20 protein-coding genes, 1 tRNA gene and 1 pseudogene are annotated in these 15,061 nt (G+C 54.5%); 8 read left to right on the top strand and 14 right to left on the bottom strand.

What is annotated here, in order from left to right:
* Window positions 1–77 precede the first annotated feature (77 nt).
* Window positions 78–1,520, top strand: coding sequence for a magnesium transporter (gene mgtE / locus ACMXYJ_RS26415; protein WP_415757534.1), 1,443 nt, complete (start codon window positions 78–80; stop codon window positions 1,518–1,520).
* 100 nt (window positions 1,521–1,620) lie between these two features.
* On the opposite strand, the gene ACMXYJ_RS26410 is transcribed toward mgtE, so the two are convergent.
* A complete protein-coding gene (locus ACMXYJ_RS26410) occupies window positions 1,621–1,947 on the bottom strand; it encodes an Arc family DNA-binding protein (protein WP_095130992.1) in 327 nt (108 codons plus the stop codon).
* A gap of 110 nt (window positions 1,948–2,057) precedes the next feature.
* Here ACMXYJ_RS26410 and ACMXYJ_RS26405 point away from each other — a divergent pair, with 110 nt between their 5' ends.
* Window positions 2,058–2,213 carry a hypothetical protein gene (locus tag ACMXYJ_RS26405; protein ID WP_415757533.1) on the top strand — a complete coding sequence of 52 codons (156 nt, stop codon included), beginning with the start codon at window positions 2,058–2,060 and terminating at the stop codon, window positions 2,211–2,213.
* A gap of 120 nt (window positions 2,214–2,333) precedes the next feature.
* Window positions 2,334–2,906 (top strand): phosphonate metabolism protein/1,5-bisphosphokinase (PRPP-forming) PhnN, encoded by a 573-nt coding sequence (gene phnN, locus ACMXYJ_RS26400; RefSeq protein ID WP_415757532.1) that lies wholly within the window; start codon window positions 2,334–2,336, stop codon window positions 2,904–2,906.
* On the opposite strand, the gene ACMXYJ_RS26395 is transcribed toward phnN, so the two are convergent.
* Together ACMXYJ_RS26395 and ACMXYJ_RS26390 are read right to left on the bottom strand one after the other, a co-directional pair.
* Window positions 2,881–3,060, bottom strand: coding sequence for a PA3371 family protein (locus tag ACMXYJ_RS26395; protein ID WP_415757531.1), 180 nt, complete (start codon window positions 3,058–3,060; stop codon window positions 2,881–2,883). The genes phnN and ACMXYJ_RS26395 overlap by 26 nt on opposite strands.
* A 23-nt stretch (window positions 3,061–3,083) precedes the next feature.
* Window positions 3,084–3,317, bottom strand: a complete 234-nt coding sequence (locus ACMXYJ_RS26390; RefSeq protein ID WP_415757530.1) for a hypothetical protein — start codon at window positions 3,315–3,317, stop codon at window positions 3,084–3,086.
* A gap of 292 nt (window positions 3,318–3,609) precedes the next feature.
* Between ACMXYJ_RS26390 and ACMXYJ_RS26385 the strand changes: the two genes are divergently transcribed.
* Together ACMXYJ_RS26385 and mobV are read left to right on the top strand one after the other, a co-directional pair.
* Window positions 3,610–3,686 (top strand) — tRNA-Arg (locus ACMXYJ_RS26385).
* Between the two features lie 496 nt (window positions 3,687–4,182).
* A complete protein-coding gene (gene mobV, locus ACMXYJ_RS26380) occupies window positions 4,183–5,196 on the top strand; it encodes a MobV family relaxase (protein ID WP_415757529.1) in 1,014 nt (337 codons plus the stop codon).
* Between the two features lie 687 nt (window positions 5,197–5,883).
* Here the strand turns inward: mobV and ACMXYJ_RS26375 are convergent.
* The 3 genes and pseudogenes from ACMXYJ_RS26375 to ACMXYJ_RS26365 form a co-directional block, all read right to left on the bottom strand.
* Window positions 5,884–6,066 carry a helix-turn-helix transcriptional regulator gene (locus ACMXYJ_RS26375; protein ID WP_415760809.1) on the bottom strand — a complete coding sequence of 61 codons (183 nt, stop codon included), beginning with the start codon at window positions 6,064–6,066 and terminating at the stop codon, window positions 5,884–5,886.
* A 79-nt stretch (window positions 6,067–6,145) separates the two neighbouring features.
* Window positions 6,146–6,871 (bottom strand): hypothetical protein, encoded by a 726-nt coding sequence (locus ACMXYJ_RS26370; protein WP_415757528.1) that lies wholly within the window; start codon window positions 6,869–6,871, stop codon window positions 6,146–6,148.
* Window positions 6,872–7,060: 189 nt separating this feature from the next.
* Window positions 7,061–7,513 (bottom strand): annotated as a pseudogene (locus ACMXYJ_RS26365) (GPO family capsid scaffolding protein); the annotation flags it as partial.
* Window positions 7,514–7,643: 130 nt separating this feature from the next.
* On the opposite strand from ACMXYJ_RS26365, the gene ACMXYJ_RS26360 reads away from it, so the two are divergent.
* Both ACMXYJ_RS26360 and ACMXYJ_RS26355 read left to right on the top strand, forming a co-directional pair.
* The gene (locus ACMXYJ_RS26360; RefSeq protein ID WP_415757527.1) at window positions 7,644–7,898 is read left to right on the top strand and encodes an ogr/Delta-like zinc finger family protein; all 255 of its coding nucleotides are present in this window, start codon (window positions 7,644–7,646) and stop codon (window positions 7,896–7,898) included.
* Entirely contained in the window at window positions 7,895–8,107 is a 213-nt protein-coding gene (locus tag ACMXYJ_RS26355) for a DUF4224 domain-containing protein (RefSeq protein ID WP_415757526.1), read from the top strand. The genes ACMXYJ_RS26360 and ACMXYJ_RS26355 overlap by 4 nt, the downstream gene beginning before the upstream one ends.
* Before the next feature lie 75 nt (window positions 8,108–8,182).
* Here the strand turns inward: ACMXYJ_RS26355 and ACMXYJ_RS26350 are convergent, their stop codons facing one another.
* The 7 genes from ACMXYJ_RS26350 to ACMXYJ_RS26320 form a co-directional block, all read right to left on the bottom strand.
* Window positions 8,183–8,464 (bottom strand): hypothetical protein, encoded by a 282-nt coding sequence (locus tag ACMXYJ_RS26350; protein ID WP_415757525.1) that lies wholly within the window; start codon window positions 8,462–8,464, stop codon window positions 8,183–8,185.
* 602 nt (window positions 8,465–9,066) lie between these two features.
* The gene (locus tag ACMXYJ_RS26345) at window positions 9,067–10,851 is read right to left on the bottom strand and encodes a DUF927 domain-containing protein (protein WP_415757524.1); all 1,785 of its coding nucleotides are present in this window, start codon (window positions 10,849–10,851) and stop codon (window positions 9,067–9,069) included.
* Window positions 10,848–11,861: a toprim domain-containing protein gene (locus ACMXYJ_RS26340; protein WP_415757523.1), complete on the bottom strand. Its 1,014-nt coding sequence runs from the start codon at window positions 11,859–11,861 to the stop codon at window positions 10,848–10,850. Before ACMXYJ_RS26340 ends, ACMXYJ_RS26345 begins: the two co-directional genes overlap by 4 nt.
* A 10-nt stretch (window positions 11,862–11,871) precedes the next feature.
* Window positions 11,872–12,039, bottom strand: a complete 168-nt coding sequence (locus tag ACMXYJ_RS26335) for a hypothetical protein (protein ID WP_415757522.1) — start codon at window positions 12,037–12,039, stop codon at window positions 11,872–11,874.
* Between the two features lie 145 nt (window positions 12,040–12,184).
* On the bottom strand, window positions 12,185–12,391 hold the full coding sequence (locus tag ACMXYJ_RS26330) for a hypothetical protein (RefSeq protein ID WP_415757521.1): 207 nt from the start codon (window positions 12,389–12,391) through the stop codon (window positions 12,185–12,187).
* Window positions 12,388–12,522, bottom strand: a complete 135-nt coding sequence (locus ACMXYJ_RS26325; RefSeq protein ID WP_415757520.1) for a hypothetical protein — start codon at window positions 12,520–12,522, stop codon at window positions 12,388–12,390. The genes ACMXYJ_RS26330 and ACMXYJ_RS26325 overlap by 4 nt, the downstream gene beginning before the upstream one ends.
* 252 nt (window positions 12,523–12,774) lie before the next feature.
* The gene (locus ACMXYJ_RS26320; RefSeq protein WP_415757519.1) at window positions 12,775–12,975 is read right to left on the bottom strand and encodes a helix-turn-helix domain-containing protein; all 201 of its coding nucleotides are present in this window, start codon (window positions 12,973–12,975) and stop codon (window positions 12,775–12,777) included.
* Window positions 12,976–13,090: 115 nt separating this feature from the next.
* On the opposite strand from ACMXYJ_RS26320, the gene ACMXYJ_RS26315 reads away from it, so the two are divergent.
* A complete protein-coding gene (locus ACMXYJ_RS26315; protein WP_415757518.1) occupies window positions 13,091–13,627 on the top strand; it encodes a hypothetical protein in 537 nt (178 codons plus the stop codon).
* Here the strand turns inward: ACMXYJ_RS26315 and ACMXYJ_RS26310 are convergent.
* Window positions 13,624–14,835, bottom strand: coding sequence for a phage integrase (locus ACMXYJ_RS26310; RefSeq protein WP_415757517.1), 1,212 nt, complete (start codon window positions 14,833–14,835; stop codon window positions 13,624–13,626). The genes ACMXYJ_RS26315 and ACMXYJ_RS26310 overlap by 4 nt on opposite strands.
* Between the last annotated feature and the right edge of the window lie 226 nt (window positions 14,836–15,061).

Here is a 15,061-nt window from a genome sequence, read left to right as displayed (position 1 = left end):
AGTACCCCGTTTTTCCAATCATGAATTGACTGATTGATCCTTCCGGCGTGCCCCGCTGCTGGGAGTGGAGTTCGCCTATGTCTGAAGTTGAAGTAAAGAAAACGCAGGAAAGCTTGCAGGACCGCCTCGCTCAAGTTGTTGAGCTGCTGCAGCGCCAGCGAGTGGTCGAAGACCTGACTCACCGCCAGGAAGGTCCGCATCACGACCGGGTCGAGAACCTGGTTCACCGGCAAAACCTCGTCGAGTTGCAACGCAAGCTCGATGATCTGCACTCCGCCGACGTCGCCTACATCCTTGAAGCCTTGCCGCTGGGCGATCGTCTGACGCTCTGGCAATTGGTCAAGGCCGATCGCGACGGCGACATTCTGCTCGAAGTATCCGATTCGGTTCGTGAAACGCTGATCGCCGACATGGACGATCACGAGCTCCTGGCTGCGGCCAAGGACATGGACGCCGACGAGCTTGCTGACCTGGCCTCCGAGCTGCCGCGAGATGTCGTCCACGAGCTGATGGAAACCCTCGATGGTCAGCAGCGTGAGCGCGTGCGCTCTGCGTTGTCCTACGACGAGGAGCAGGTCGGTGCACTGATGGACTTCGAGATGGTGACGATCCGTGAGGATGTCAGTCTCGAAGTGGTTTTGCGTTACCTGCGGCGCCTCAAGGAGCTGCCTAGCCACACGGACAAACTGTTTGTGGTTGATTACGACGGCGTGCTCAAGGGCGTGCTGCCAATCAAGCGTTTGCTGGTCAACGACCCGGAAAAACAGGTTTCTGAAGTCATGGCCAGCGATCCGGTGAGTTTTCATCCGGATGAAGACGCCTATGACGCAGCTCAAGCGTTCGAACGTTACGACTTGATCTCGGCGCCTGTAGTCGACAAAAACGGCAAGCTGATCGGCCGTCTGACCATCGATGAAATGGTCGACCTGATCCGTGAAGAGAGCGAAAACGAAGTTCTCAACATGGCGGGTCTGCGTGAAGAGGAAGATATTTTTGCGTCAGTCTGGAAATCCCTGCGTAACCGTTGGGCCTGGCTGGCAGTTAACCTGATCACCGCGTTCATCGCATCCCGAGTGATCGGTCTTTTCGAAGGCTCCATCGAGAAATTGGTGGCATTGGCGGCACTGATGCCGATCGTGGCGGGTATCGGCGGTAACTCGGGTAACCAGACGATCACCATGATCGTTCGGGCCATGGCGCTGGATCAGGTCAGTACCGGCAATACTTCGCGCCTGATGCGCAAGGAATTGGCGGTCGGGCTGATCAATGGCCTGGTGTGGGGCGGTGTGATCGGCATTGTCGCCTATCTGCTATATGGCAGTTGGTCTCTGGGTGTGGTGATGACCGCTGCCATGACGCTCAACCTGTTGCTGGCGGCATTGGCGGGGGTGTTGATTCCCATGACCCTGGCGCGGCTTGGGCGCGATCCTGCAATGGGCGCCAGCGTGATGATTACCGCCATGACAGACAGCGGCGGATTCTTCATCTTTCTCGGGCTGGCGACGATCTTCCTGCTCTGACTTACAAACGTAAAAAACCCGCCAATCGGCGGGTTTTTTTTGCCCGAATTTCAGGTAAAAAAAAGCCAGCGATTAAGCTGGCTTGAACTTTACGATGAAATCAGGAAGCGTCTGCGGCAATTTCGGCATCATGCGCAATCAGCGAAACTAGAGCATTCTGCTGACGGTGGGAGAGTTGGCGGAAGCGTTGCAGCAGTTCGCGTTCGTGCAATGACAGCTCCGGGCTGTCCAGGCGCATGCTCAATTCTTCGCCCAGCGCGCCTTCCTGAATAAGGCTCTGCTCAAGGCGTGCGATGATTTCGGAGTTCATGCTGCGATGATGATTGCGAGCCACCTCGGCAATGCGTTCACGCATTCCGTCTGGCAGACGTACGACGAACTTGTCAGCCGTACGGCTGGAATAAATTGCCTGTTTCAATGGGCGCATATATTTAACCGGTTAGTTCAGGGGAGCGGTTCTCGGGATTGGCCGCAGGATGTCTGATAGGACAAGCGGTCTGGCCAAATGTTCAACCTGAATTGATAGAGACTCGCATCATGCCTCAAAGTAGCCAGTTCATTGGCGTCAATTCTGTGACAAATATTGAACTGGATAAAGGCGTTATGCCAGCACCAATTATCAGAAATGCGGACTGGTTTGAAAAGTTTGCTCAGGTCCGTATTACTGACCGCATCCTCTTGCCCGGCAGGTGATGTCCTAGGACGCCTGAAGGCGCATGCTGTGCAGATTCGATCAGTGTTCCTTACTTGTACAGGATAGTGGCAATTGGCCGATTTACTAGGGGAGGACGTGCGGTGGGAGGTGATTTCAGGATGGATGGCAGGTTGATTTACTTGATGGGGCCTTCTGGGTCCGGCAAGGACAGCCTCATCGAAGCCGCGCGCGAGCCGTTGCAGGCGCTCAATTGTGAAGTGGTGCGTCGGGTCATTACGCGTTCGGCTGAATCAGTGGGCGAGGATGCGATTGGCGTTTCCCGGGAAGAGTTCGAGCAACACAGAGTCGAGGGCGATTTCGCGCTGTACTGGAGCGCCAATGGCCTGGATTACGGTATTCCGGTCGACATAGATCAATGGCTCAATGACGGTCGGCATGTCTTGGTCAACGGTTCTCGTGGCCATCTGGCTCAGGCGCTGCACCAGTATCCAACGCTGTTGCCGGTTCTTTTGACGGTCAAGGATGAAGTCCTGCGAGAGCGTCTGCTGCGCCGTGGTCGCGAGAGTTATGCGGAGATTGAAGCGAGGCTGTACCGCAACGGGTTATTCACGGCGGAGAGTTCAAGCGGAGACGCGCGGATCCATCGACTCGACAATTCAGGGGAGCTGTCCGCCACAGTTGCCAATTTAATGGATCTGTTGAGGATTAACGCAGTACCGGGTCGAACTTGATCTTGCGCCCCGCAATCAGCGCCAGCACAAACAGCGCCCCGAACACGCCGCTGGCGATCAAAGGCAGGGTAAGGACCGTATCCTGGACCACTAACAGATGAAGAATGCCGCTCAGTAAGGCCAGGATGAAAAACCCTGCGGCTGATTTGGACATGCGGTGCTCCTGATGGGGGTGATTCAAAATACCAAGCGTTCTGAAGACTGAGCCGGCAGTAAAATGCCCTCCTGGCTCACCTCTTGGCTGACAAAGCTGCGCTGGTCGCTCATTACCGCCAGTTGAGGCGCTCTTTGTACCTGAAGGTAATGAGGCATTCGTTGAGCAACCGGATCTACACCGCTCTCTGGGACAAAATGGAAGCCCAGCAGAATCGCCAAAGCGATTGCGATCGAGAGTAAAAGGGCGCTGTTCATGAGGCTTGCCTCCGTTGTTCTCCGAGAACAGCTCAAGCAGCCCGCATGCCAAGAGTCTAACGGGAATTAAATCCTTTAAAAACAATGAATTAAGATATTTCATCGAGATGCCTGCATTGCATTTTGCAATGATGGCCTTTTGCGGTGATGCAATTTGCACGGTAAACAAAGCCACGCTCCTGCGAGGCGTCTGCCTACACTTAAAAAGCCCAACGGACGACATGACAAAAGCAGGCCTGCCCGTTAACATGCACGCCGTCCATTGCATCGCGTTTCTTCGTGGTCGATCTGTGTCTCAGTAGCTCAATTGGATAGAGCATCCCCCTCCTAAGGGGAAGGTTGGCAGTTCGAACCTGCCCTGGGACACCATATAATCCGGGCCTCTCAAGCCATTCTCCTGACAGCTGAATTTCTTCGTGACAGCAGGGTGGCAGCAGCAGGCCAAAGAAAGCCCCACCGGGAGATGCTCGGTGGGGCTTTTTTGTTCCTGACCTCAGGCCATGGCCAAACCCGTTTCCTGAGTATTGTGATGTGTTCAAGATTGGGTGCTCCGAAATGCTCATGCTCATGCTGATATCTGATGCAGCCTGTGGCGGAGGCATCTAACAGTGAAAACCATCGGGGAATAACCCTGTTGGTTTCTCAGAATTCACGTAGCGACGCGCTCGCTTTCAAATGCTGAGCTGGGACTGAGTCCGGCGTTGTTGTTGCTTCACTCCATGCGAAGCAGGGCCCACCATCACGAAGTGATGTGTAGTGGGTTACACATTGCCGCCTTCAGTTTGTTCAAACTGGGGGTTGCATTGGGTGATGCTCCAAGCGCTTAACTGACTGATAAGGCAGTTAAAAGCGACGGAGAAGCGCTATGGCTTACGCAATCATCAGGGCGAAGAAACTCAAGACCATGGGAGCGGTGTCGAGGTCGGCACAGCACACGTTCAGGATGCAGCCCACCCCGAATGCAGATCCCGCACTCACAGGGCGAAACCGAACGGTGGGGGCCAAAGGATCGGAGCAGATACTCGCTGCCCTGGTGCGCACGTTGCCGACGAAAAGGCGCAAGGATGCGGTGCTCGCGATTGAGTACCTGGTCACCGCGTCCCCTGAAGCTTTCAAGCGTCACGGCGGACGTCTGGATGATATGGGGGACGGTTACTTTGCCGATGCGTTGAAGTGGCTGAAGGCGCGCCACGGTGCAGCGAATGTCCTCAGTGCGACCATCCACCTGGATGAATCAACGCCGCATATGGTCGTTTACGTTGTGCCTATGACAGCAGACAGGAGGCTGTCGTGCCGTGACTTCCTCGGAGGGCCTGAGAAGCTCAGAGCGATGCAAACCAGCTTCCATGCCAAGGTTGGTGCGCAGCGTGGGTTGGAGCGCGGCGTGGAGGGTTCGAAGGCGAAACATGAAGCGGTGTCGGCGTTCTATTCGACCATGGCAGCAGTAGGCGAAGCGCCGGCGCTGAAGCCTCGCGACTATGCAGCCGCGGTTGTCGGCGTGAAGACTGAAGCCTGGCAACGAGCCGAAGCCGTGGCCAGCGCCAATGCCCAGGGCGCAGCTCGTCACGCACGTTCAAAACAGGCAGTGCTCTCACGTGCGCGTGCTGTGAAAAAAGCAGCGTCACTGGTGGAAGATCGGCAGCGAGAAATAGAACGGCGGGAGCACCAGCTGCGCAGCAGAGAGGTGGATCTGGATCGGCGCTCCAGGAGCATTGACGACCTGGTGAGCCACGCCAGTGAGGCGGAGCAGAAAGCGGTGGTGCTCGCCGCTGAAAAGTTCGCCCTGGAGCATCGTCTAAAAATGCTTGAGAGCAGTCTGGCCAATGACAAAGCCCTGGCGCGAGAAGCTCGCCACGATCAGGAGTTCACGCTTGGCTGAGCGCATCGCCTAATCTCTAACGCTGAAAACGACAACCCCCCACTGGGCGGGTTCGGTCGTTTGCAGCCTGGCTAGCGTTGCTCCACTGAGACAGCTCAACAGCGCCAGGCAGCGTGAGACGAGTAAATCTAGTCACATAGGCCAATAGCGAAAAAAAACGGCAGCGAAAATAAATCTTCTTGAAAAAGCACTTATCCCCCTCCCGCCGACGCGCTCTGTGTGATTTTTTTGTGCAAATCTCAAGGTAATGCAATCGGGGCGCCAGCCTAGACTGGCTGCGGGCCTTGGCAGGCGATTGGCCTTTTCATTTTGTGCAAAGTTTTGCAAAGAAATGCAAAAACCTTGCACAGGCAGCGTGTCGTTCCTGACTACGTTTCAAGACACCAAACCCAACGGCAATAGGGGGGCGGCGGAGTTTTCTCAAAGTGAATGGCTTGTTTTTTTGGTTGTATTCGTGAAGAGGCGGAAGCGAATGGAAAGCGTGCCGGCCATATGGAGCAAGGCTTTCAGCCCTGCTTTCGGGGGGTGTCGATTGCATTTCTCTTCGTGCGAGCGCTTGCGGTGGTGCAATCGAAAACACAGCTTTCGCCCATTCGGGGCGGGGCTGAAAACAGCTTTTTTGAGCGTCGCCGAAACCAACAGGCCTTACGGGTGGGGCGGCAAAGCGAAGGTGGGAATTGAGGCCGCTTACACGGCCTTGACTTGGCACCACTCAGCAGGACTTTCCTGCCAGGCAATGATTGCTGACTCACGCCATCCGACACGCCCTGGTGAGATTCGGACAGGTCTGGGAAACTGCCCGCTTTTGATAACTCGCCAGAGGGTGGTTCGAGAAAAGGAGGTGACATCGAGCACTTCCCTTTCCCGCATGAAACGATCCAGCTTACTCACGTTGGGCTCCTACGATCTGAGCCTATGCGAGACTCCTAAACTGACTGACTGTTGAATCTCAGGACGCGGCGTGTACGACCTGAAGTTTTCGCAACTCACCAGGAGTGTTCACTAACACTTCTTTCAATACTGCGGGCGGCATGGTTACCAATGATGGTGCCTGTGCATGTTCCCCATCATCGCCAAACAGTTTCTCAAGGTCTTTACCGAAAGCCCTCCAGGTGAGTTCGTTCGTCTTTGCTTGTCGCTCTCTCATGCTATTACAGCCACGCAATAAACCATCGTGCTCTTTAAGGCTTCCGAGGAACAAGGCGCGGGACAAAGCGAACATCTCCATCAGGCTTTCTCGCATGCCTTCCTGGGCAAACATTTTTTCAAGCTGAGCTTGCCAGTGCGCCTTATTAATCACACTAGGATCACTTACCAGCTTCAGACGAGCCTCAGCCACTCGAACAATCAAGTTGTTTTCAATGCCGGCTCTCGCTTCGGCGGTGACACGTAACGCTTGAGCCTCTTTCCTGAGTTGGGCGCTGCGTTCAATTTCTTCATTGATTTTGTCTTGGTCGATGGTGGCTGATTTGGCCAAGGCATTCCAAGCCGCATCGGTGCGATTGGCTTGCCCTTCAAGCTCAGAGGCTTTCTGCTTGAGCCGCTGGCTTTCTTGGGTAACTTCCGTTAGCTGCTTTTGCAAGCTAACGTAAACATCCTTATTTGCGTCGAAACAAGCCACGCGCTCCAGTAGTTCTGGTGCAAGGCTTTCGCGATCAATAGTGGTGAGTTTCATGTCGATATTCCTTAGTAATTTAATCAATGTTGCGTGCGCCAAGGTGGGGGCACGCTAAAGCACTCGTCGGCCCGACTTGGATTTGCTGGCTAGCTCTCGACGCTCTTTAATTGCATAAGTGTGCAATCTCATATCCCGCTTAATACGCTCCAGGCTGACTGCCAGTGCCTTATTGATTGGCGCTGATTGCAGTGGCGCGGACGCAGTGCGGTAGGTGGTCTTGTTGGCTTGTTTGGAAAAGTAAAGTTCCTGAGTGCCAAGACTGGCAGGTTCATCAGTGACGGCCAGGCCGGTCATATAGGCCTTCCCCGAGCCCGCAAAGTTAGGCGTAATCTCCACGCTGGAAAATAACTTCTCCCCGTCACTGTTTAACTTGAGTAGTCGGGAATTTGGTTTCATCTGTACTTCCAAGGCCACTTGGCCTTTCCCAAATGAGGGGTCGTCGTCAATCAGGCGCGCCGCGAAGACAGTCCCGTGGGCACCATTACAGCGCTGATGTTCAACCCAAATCACAGCGGTGTACGTCGATGATTTGTAGGTTTCTGCGCAGTCGCGTAGTTCCTGAGGTTTGATTTCTCGGCCGTCGGCAGTCGGGCCACTGATGGCGACACGCTTCCAAGAAGAAACAAGTGATCGGGGCATTAAGCGCCTCCATGAGTAGTAGTGATAACTTTCTTTAAATGCGTTCGACATGAAGTTGCGCAACATGCCGTGTTTACATGTTGATTTTAACACAATACAATTGTCGATTTAACAAAGTTGAGTGAGATTAATGAGAGTTATTTGTCGTGAGTGCGAGGGGAAAGCATTGATTTCTCAGGTCGAGGAGGTGTCTTTAGAGTTAAAGAAACTTTACTGTTTATGTTTGAATCCTAGGTGTGGGCATTCTTTTGTGATGAGTTTTCAGTTTTCTCACAGCGTTAATTCTTCTGCTAAGGAAGTTAATGATTCTTTGCTTGAGCGCCTTCAAGAGCTACCTAGTCATGAAAGACTTCAAATATTTGAGCAGCTGGGTCTGTTGACATGAGCAGAGTTGTACCAGGGGTTTTGACCTTTGAAGATCTTCAGTGCATCACGGGATATCAAAGGCGTTCGGATGTTGAACGGACATTAATAGATCAGGGTGTGCGCCTATTTCGTGGGCGTACTGGCCCTTGGACGACTCTTGAACTAATTAATCAGGCTGGCGGTATAAATCCAGCCAGAGATGAAAAGTATCCGCCTGACATCCTGTGACGTGTGCATGAGGGCAAAACTAAAGACGCCGAAGGAAAGCTGGTGGGGTCTTTCATACAGGGCCTGCCAACGAGCCTATTGGTCGTCGAACAGCCAGTCTTTCTGCCCCGCCAGCTCGGCGACCTGAACGCACATCGGTGTGATCTGCCGGAGCAGGCCCTGCGCGATGTGAAGCTGCTCCCGAAGCTTGCGGTTGTCGTCTCTCATATCGGCGATTTGCTCGGATTGCCGGATCATCAATTCGATACCTGCAATGAATGCTTGGCTGCCAGTGGCCTTTCCTGTAATGGCCTTGGCTTGCAGGATCAAAAAGGGCGATGGGTCTCGGATGGTGAGCACTTTTTTCTGTTCTTTCATTACGTTTTTTCCTTGCTAGCAATTTTTGACCTGGTACGCAGATCGAGCGCGAAAAGTGATAGCAATTTTTCGACGCTGACGACGGCAGAACCGCTCGCCAAGTGGCGATGAGTTCACCGGCTTGGTCGTGCCTGAATGTCCGCCGTCTGCATCACTATTTTTTTTCTAGATCAACTTCCCGACATTCCGTCAACAAAAACCACGCGCCCCCCCCTTTACCGTGTCTGATTTCGAAAAGTGCAGGGATTCCGGGAATTGAGGGATAACCGCTCTAAACCGGGGCTTTCAGAGCATAGTTCCGTTCCCTGCCTTTTTTTCAAGGGAATTTTTGAGAGGGGAAAGCCCTTATTAAACAGAGTTGTATTCCCTATTCCCTATTCTCTAGTCTATTAAGGGAATGCTGTAAGCCCCGTATTTACTGGCTCATTCCCTCATTCCCTGCATTCCCTGTAAAAAATACCGTTCCCGGCAGTTGCTAGTCCATAAGCAGCTTGGCAACTGCGCGCGCCTTCGCTCTAAGGTTTCAAGGGAAGTGGTTCACTACGACAAAGGGAAGCGGTTCACTACGACAACTGAGAGCGACCGTCTGGCGTGCAGACGGCTCATTGTCCTGCGCCTTCCTGATCGAGTTTTACGGGATCGATCACATAAAAACGCGACTTACCTCCACCCGGCATGGTGAAGCTTTTTTTACTGCGTTTCTGGCCTGCCTCAGTGTCCACCTTGGCAAGCGCGTCCGCGCCCTGGAGTGCACGAACAATCCTCTGCAGATTGAAACCGATAGCAGCCTCTGTCAGTCCCGGATTGTTGAACAGGTAGAGGCGAGACCCACCATCGACTTCGTAGTAACCGGCACGGTTATGTACAGTCGTGGTGCCTGAGTGACGGAACTCGGAAAAGCGACTGTCGCCGTGCAAGTCAATGAAGTTAGCGATGCCACGCAGGATTTGGCGATCCTCTGCGTTGCCGTCTCCCATTGTTGAGAGCCATTCATTGAATAAGAGGCGACAGGCTTTGGTGGCTGTACCTTCCGGCCAGTTGACCAGCTTGCGACGGATAGCCAGTTCTCCTGCCAGCGCCATAATTGCAAAGCGATCCGCAACCCGGCCAGCCTGTGAGCTTTCTGTACCAAAGGCCTGCCGCTCCTGTCGGAAGGCGCTGTGCCAATCCTCGGGTTGTTGAATCAGAGACTCCACAAATGCTGGGCCTACATGGCCGTAGTTCTGAGAGACAGCATCGTTAAGCGTCCGGTGGAACTCTTGCCCGGTCAGACCGTGCACATCATCAAAGGCACGGTGTGTGCGAGTTCCTGCATTCACATCCACCATGCGTAGCTCGGCACCAGCGTGTGCGTTGCTGCCCCCGATAGCGGCATGGTCTGACAATGACCGCTCGCCGCTGGAGAGAGCGAGCACGCGCCAGGTTAATTTGGCGCGCCCTTCGCGTTCACGGGTCATGGTGCCTTTACCCATGCCGTTGGCAATCGCGTAGGCCATTTCCTGAACACGCTTGGGGTCGGCTCGTTTGATTTCATCCAGGATCAATATGGTGTCGTTGCGCGAAGCGGCCTCAATTTCGACACCGCCTTTCGATACGTCCCATGACGCCGCGAAACTGCCTGGATTGCCCCACACAGACGCAGCCAAGAGCTGTGCCAGCGATTTGCCACTCGACGAATCCCCTACCAGGTGCACACCACCCCCATTCACCCCCACCTTGGCGAGCAGAGGCCCTGCTAAGGCGCAGCAGACCGACAGGATCAAAACGGGATTGCCCAGGCAACGCGCTGCAATCTCGGCCTGCCAGCCGCTGATAGAGCCCTTGCAGGTGAATATGTTCGCTGCCTTGCCAGAGTCCTGGAAACGCACGTTATCGCCGCCAATGACGCGAGAGGGCAGCACAAACGCCCCCGACTCATGCCAGCCAGGCTTGGTGGTGGTCGCAATCACCAAAACGGGCGATTGGTGGCTAGCCAGGTAAGGAATGATCTGGCGTCGTTGATGGTGCTCGATGACCAGGCCCCGGCCCAACAGAACCTTCATGACCTCGTCACCCTTACCGGCCAGCGCCTCCATGGGCATGACCCACTCGATACGCTTTCCCCGGTGACTGAATGAGAGCAGCCGCCCAATCGTGCCGTCCTCCGTGTTAACCGTTTCGGCTTCGACGTTTAACGGCGTGCAGATCCAGTGATCTACGGGAATGGCCTTTTCATCCGGCCCGCTTTGCTTCAAGCCGTGATACCAGGTGCCTGGCTTGTATGTCCTGCCCTCGATTGTGCGAGGGTGCTCGTAGACGGCATAACGTGGCCGCTCCAGCTTTTCAGGTGCCGGTATGACTGGATCGCCAACCAGGCTCAGGGTGGACGTTTTTTCGTGAGTGCTCATACCTTGCGGCTCTCTTTGGATTGACCTGTAAGCCAGAGGCACAGGTCGTTGAAGTCGGATAGATCGGACGGGGCATCAGCGGGCCATTCGGGGAAAACCACACGGGCATCGGTTGCGCGAGCTGCTTGGTTGGCAGCGCGTTTTCCCGGGTTTCCAATGGTCTTGCGGTCGTCATCACCGGCGATCACCAGATCCAGCGTTGCGCCGTAGCGCTCACGCATTGCCACGGCCACCGGCTTGAGGTTGCCCGCGTTCATTGCGCAAACCACCGGACTCCCGGTGTCTTTGTGCAGGGTTGCGCCAGTGGCCCAGCCTTCGCAGACATACAGGCGGCAACCTTCGGAAAACTTGCCCAGTGGCGCGTAGCAGCCCTGGACACGGCCACCCTTTAAAAAGCGTTTTCCGCCGTCCGGCATGATGATTTGCAGATTGACCAGGCGCCCGTCATCGCAGAGCGGAACCAACAGACGGCCCTGGCCCAACTGGCGCAATAAATACGGCTGCACACCTTTGGCGACCAGGTAGGTGTGCAGTGGATCGGCGGGTTTCGCCATCTTCCAGAGCTGCGACGCCTGGCGGACAGCCGCAAGGTTTTTCTCCTCCTGGAGCTGCTGCTCACGCAGACGCCACGATGCGCGCTCGCGTTCGGCCTGTCGGCGGCGTTCCTGGAGCTGCTGAGCATCGGCAGCCGTGAGATTGAACAGGCCCAGGCGCAGGCGTTCGTCAATTTCCTTTGCTGCGTCCAACTGCCCACATCCGCGCAGGTAGGCCAGCAGCGACACCAGATCGCCGCCATGGGCACCACTGTCGGCAAAGTCGTTCCAACGACCAGAGTCGAGCGAAACGCCGAAGGAACCGGCTTGCCGATCCCCACGAGCAATGTTGGCAGCCACCCACTCGCGGCCTTTTCGCGACCCACTGGGAAACCATTCAGGCAGTAGCGTTTCCGCTGCGCTCAGGGCGTGCTGCGCTGCGTGTCGGATCAGATCAACAGGGCTAGGCTTCATCATGATTTTCTTCCTAGTCGCCTGCCTGGACGCTTTGCTGGTCACCGACTTGGTAGTAGGTGTGAACGGGCTCCACGTACCCGTCATGAGTGTTTTGTTTGTCCTGGTGCAGGGTATGAATGGCTTTTTTCAGACAAGCCGATCCCGTCAACGCATCAAGGCGCTTTAGAAAAGTGTTCATCACTAACTTTCCTTAAAAGGAGAAGGGCGCAGGACTTTGTTGCCTGGCATCCCGGGTAAAGGACTTATGTTTGTCTGCTTCCCTGGCGGCTGAAGTATTCAGCTTTTTGAGCGAATCCTTTTCACCCCGAGCTGCACTGAATCGTTCAGCGCGTCGAAAATGTGCCACTCACTGACTTAATCACCACAGAAATGTGCTCCTCGATCAGCACCAGGAAGGCGGCAATCATCTGGGGGGTATATGTGGTTGGTCGCTGTACTTCCCCTGCCAGTATTTGCACCAGTGCGATTGAATCGCGCACGGCCTCTAGCTTGTAAAAGTCTGCCTCCGACATGCTGTAGGGACGGTTCATTTGTTGATCCCCACGCGCCAGGCACCGATGCTGCGAAGAGCTTCGAGATCGACCACGAAAGTGTTCGATGCCAGTGTTAGCTGTCCAAGTGATTGGCCGGCACGATCAAACAGGCAGATGGTGATTTTCATGCTGATGCTCCTTCAACTGTCGCGAGGTCAGAAGCCGGCGAATGTTTAGGTGCATGGGGGGTAGTGCTGGCATCGTTCTTCAGCAGAAGAGTAGAATTCAGTGGTCGCATGGTTTTTCCTAAGAGTTCTGTGCGGTGGGTCGGGTCAGTGGTCGAAACACTGACTCGGCACTTTTTCTTTCAGGCCTGTTTTCGTCAGGCCGCTGTGATATTTGAATCCCTTCTTGTTTTGCTCCCTTTGGCGCTGCCGCGATCACCTGGCGCCATCCTTCGCTACCCGCTCAATCCATGCCTTCAGCTCGGTCATAAGAATCAAGCGTCGCCGTCCAAGCTTGAATGCTTTGAGGTCACCCGAAGCAATCACTTCGTAAATACCTGACCTCGAATGGCTCGTAAGGCGTGCTGCTTCCTCGACGCTTACGGACAGCGAGTTGACGCTTTCAGCTTGGGTCATTTGTTTCTCCTTGAGTGTCCGTTGGGACTGTACGATACTGGTTAGGACGTAAGCAGATTATTTGTAAGTAACATTTTATGCAAGCTGTTTTGTTTGTAAGTTTTTTGGGGGGCGGATGGTAAACAGGTCTAAAAAGGTTGTGATTTCAGCGCGGATCGAGCCGAGGCTCAAGGCAGCCTTGGACATCGCCGCCAGCAAGCTGGATGAAAAGATCGTCAAGGTCTTGGAGGATTTTGTAGAGGAGGGACTGAACGGGATTTTTGTAGAAAAAAATCCATTCTGGGGAGGGTTAATGCCCTCAAATTCCCAGATAAATTTTATGGAGGTTTTTGACGCGGTATGGGATGAGGATGAGGTACTTTTCAAGCTGAGAGCGGGCACAATCGGCCCCGAATTTTGTGGCGAAACATTGGCTCGCCAGGCGCAGGTAGTGATTGGCTCGGATTACTTCAAGGGTGAATACGATCTCTTCGGCGACCTGAACGGCTACACCGCCATATGGGGTGGGGAGATCGAAAAGCAGTTCGTGAATCTGGCGTTGGTCAGAAAGGAATGGCGTTACATAGAGGACTTCGCGGCATTCATGAGAGTCAATGACCTAGTCGATCTCCCCTATGACTATTACAAAAAAATGAAAGGCTATGGTGACTAGATGAGCTCAACCGCTGCGGCTTTTGTACCTGGTGCCAAGTGCGCATAGCGAAGCGTCATCTTGATGTCTGAATGCCCCAGTAGGTCGCGCACTGTGTTGAGGGGGACGCCAGCCATCACGAGGCGCGAAGCGAAGTCATGACGCATGTCATGCCATCGAAAGCCGATGATCTGGGCGCGTTCCAACAACCTTAGCCAAGCGCTTTTAACGTCGTCCATGCGCTCGCCGCCTTGCCCTGGGAAAACATACCCTACCTCGCTCGACTGTTCCTTCCATGCTTTTAGCGTAGCCAGCGACTCTTGGTTCATAGGTATATGCCGCGTTTCGATTGTTTTGGTCGTGTCGCCAATGATCGTTATCGTCTTAGTAGTAAAGTTGACCGATGGCCACTTGAGATCAAAAAGCTCGCCACGCCTTACTCCCGTGTTGAGCGAGACTATTACCATCGGCTTTAGATGGTCGGTAAACGTTAGGCACTGGAAGTCCAGCATCTGCTCCTTTTTACGATCTGCTCGCCACTTGTTCGCTCTTTCCCGCTCGGCCCGGGCTTCATCCTGTCGCGCGTCGAGGGCTTCTCTTAGGCGCTTAGATTCATCGGAAGTCAGATAGCGGACTTGACCCTTTGAATCGACCTTGAGAGCTTTCAACTTCGCCAACGGGTGCTCACTGATGAACTCCCACTCTACCGCTCGACTGAATACCCCGCTGATGCTTCCCATCTTCCGATTGACGGTGGAGGCAGCGTTGCCTGCTTGCAGCCAGGCTGTACGAATCTGCTCGAGATCCCGATTGGTAATCGCATCAATGCGTTGCGCCATGATGTTGGTAAAGTTGTTGTCCAGAGTGTGTTGGGTCTTTTTATGTCCTCGATGGTGGGCCTTGAACCATGGCATGTAGTGCTGATCCACAAACTCTCTCAACGAGGGTAGGGCTGCGCCCTTGCGGCCTTGGGTGACGGCCAGGGGTTCGCCATGGGCGTGAGCATCCGCAAGGTACTGCGCTGCCTCAGTTCTGGCTTGGTCGAGCGTCAGCACACCAACGCGACCGAGCGTGGCGTTCTTGTTGCGTCCCCAGGTCACCATGAAGGATTTATGGCCGCTGGGTAGGACGCGTATGAACAGGCCCGGTTGGGTCGTGTCGTGAACCCGGTATGCCTTCTGCTCGGTCACGAGGCTGTTGATTAGTCGCTGAGTTATTTTGGTTTTCAAGGTTTTCGATCCGTGACAGCGCTGTGGCAGCAAAACTCACTATATGGCTCAGTCTTTTCGGACGCAACCGGACTATGACGCCCATTGTACATAGGGTTAGCCCCGGTCTTGCTAGGCGTAATATGGCCCTCCTAAGGGGAAGGTTGGCAGTTCGAACCTGCCCTGGGACACCATTTATTTCAAGGCCTCTAGAAGTTCATGACCCCTCCGATAAAACCTCATGGGT

The organism is Pseudomonas arabinosi (assembly GCF_047758675.1).
GTDB classification, from domain to species: Bacteria; Pseudomonadota; Gammaproteobacteria; order Pseudomonadales; family Pseudomonadaceae; genus Aquipseudomonas; species Aquipseudomonas arabinosi.
The sequence above is the reverse complement of the archived record's forward strand: the minus strand, read 5'-3'. Positions and strand labels throughout refer to the sequence as shown.